This is a genomic window from Cyanobium sp. Copco_Reservoir_LC18 (assembly GCF_009834675.1).
In the GTDB taxonomy this organism is placed as follows: Bacteria; Cyanobacteriota; Cyanobacteriia; order PCC-6307; family Cyanobiaceae; genus Cyanobium; species Cyanobium minutissimum.
In genome coordinates this window covers 1-1,769 of the sequence record NZ_ASAC01000016.1, presented here as the reverse complement: position 1 = coordinate 1,769, position 1,769 = coordinate 1, and the positions used below count along the sequence as shown (strand labels likewise).

The following is a 1,769-nucleotide window of genomic DNA, read 5'->3' as shown; positions in this document are numbered from 1 at the left end:
GGGGGGGGGGGCACTTGGTCCGCACTTGATCGGTGGGGAGCCGAAGTACGGCTGGTAGTGGACTCCATCGCCATCGACTGCCATCGGCGCACGGATTAGTGTGGACATGGTCAGGCATACGGCTTAAAGCTAGTGCCGAAACCTTCAGGGTCCTGCAGACATCGCTGACGCCTTGGCCTTGATTGATGAGCTGCTCAGCGGTGCGCAGCTTGCGGATGACCTGCTCGGCGGGGGGGGCCTCTGGTGGTTTCCAGTGGCTCTCCGATCGCCATGAGGAAGGATGCTGGAAAATGAGTTACGGCGGCTGATAAATGAGAAAAGGTGGAATGGCAACACATCGGGCCAAGTTGGAACATCTCCGATAAAGGATCTCTTGCCGTAAATCACAAATAGCAAGCTACTTGAACGATCACCAAGGGATAGTGATTCTCAATCCTGAGCGCACCCTTCGATACTTAAGGCCTCCCTGTTCTATTCGGCAGGAAATGGTGAATCTTTTGTTGATCGCATTAAGGGCAGTAATGACGGATTCCCTTTCGATGATGATGTCAGCATTTTTTATGCTGGATTGCAGCAAGCTCAGTCGTTGGTCCCACAGCATGGGAGGAAGCTCTGGGTCCGAGGCCAGCGTCTCCGAGCTTAGGGGAGCAATGCTATCTGCTTCATGTGGATGGATGCGAAGGGAGCTTGTCAGTAGCAAGCACCTCTCCCCCGGAATCAGCATTAAGAAGTTATTTGCAGGCTCAGCTCCGGGCAGTATGAACGAAGCGGGTTGATGCAGTTTTGTACCTTCGTCGACCAAGCGACGAAGAAGCCAGTATTCAATGAGCAGCTTATTGCGTTTCGTGAGTCTTACGGGAGGAAGCCTGCTTTGCACATGTGTCGGTGTTGATGGAGATACGTCATTAGTCGAGATTTTCTGGTGAAGTTCAATTCTTGTAAACTCAGCCAGCTTGCTGCCAAGCACTGAAAGCGAAAAGGCGTAATGTAGATAATTCAGCAAAGGCGCTGTTGAGTTAATTGCTCGAGCTCTCTAAAGTGTAGACCTAAGCGCAGTAAGTGATGAGAATGGTGGCAAGTCTCGCGCGGCTACCATGAGACCATCTCTTGATAGTGCTTCGATCAGTTGTTTTCCGACTACGTCATGTGTCAGCAGTAGGCCGGCTTGGGCGAGAGCCCGGAAGTACATTTTCCGGTTCTTCCCGATTTTGATGAATAATCGCCTTAGGCCGTTGGAGCGCCCCTTTTCAGAAAGGTGCCCTGATCGAAGCTCATTGATATGATAAGCTCCTAGGGGAGCCTCTGGGCAATCGGAGTTTCAGTGGCCGCATAGAGCGGCAACGGCACTTCTAACCGTGGACTGACTCTGAGTTTGCCTTGTGGTGCATTGGCAGGCTCCTTGCCGCCTCTTTGGGTTGCTGATAGAGGCTGAATGAGGGCTTCTAAGTACATCATTCCCATGCTCAGGCTGCTGCGAGTAACTGATGCCGGGCTTGGAAAGGTTCGATAGTGCCGCCAGCACGTTGACCTTGCAACGGTTTTTGGCCAAGCCACGCAGCCGCGTCTTCTGGAATCCGAACTGTTGCTTGATCACCCTGAAAGGGTGCTCGACCTTGGCGCGGAGATGTGCTTTCGCCGCCTCGATCAGTTCCTGCAGCTTTCCATCTGCGGTGTTGGGGAGTGCCTGGCGTTTCCCCGGCCGCATCGCCACTCGGAATGCTGCTGAATGGGCCGCCATCTCAGGTCGCTTGGCGATGCCCTGGTACCCG

General features: G+C 53.6%; 1 pseudogene. It reads right to left on the bottom strand.

The window, feature by feature from the left end:
* Positions 1 to 1,463: 1,463 nt before the first annotated feature.
* Positions 1,464 to 1,769, bottom strand: a pseudogene (locus L107_RS09715) (transposase); the annotation flags it as partial.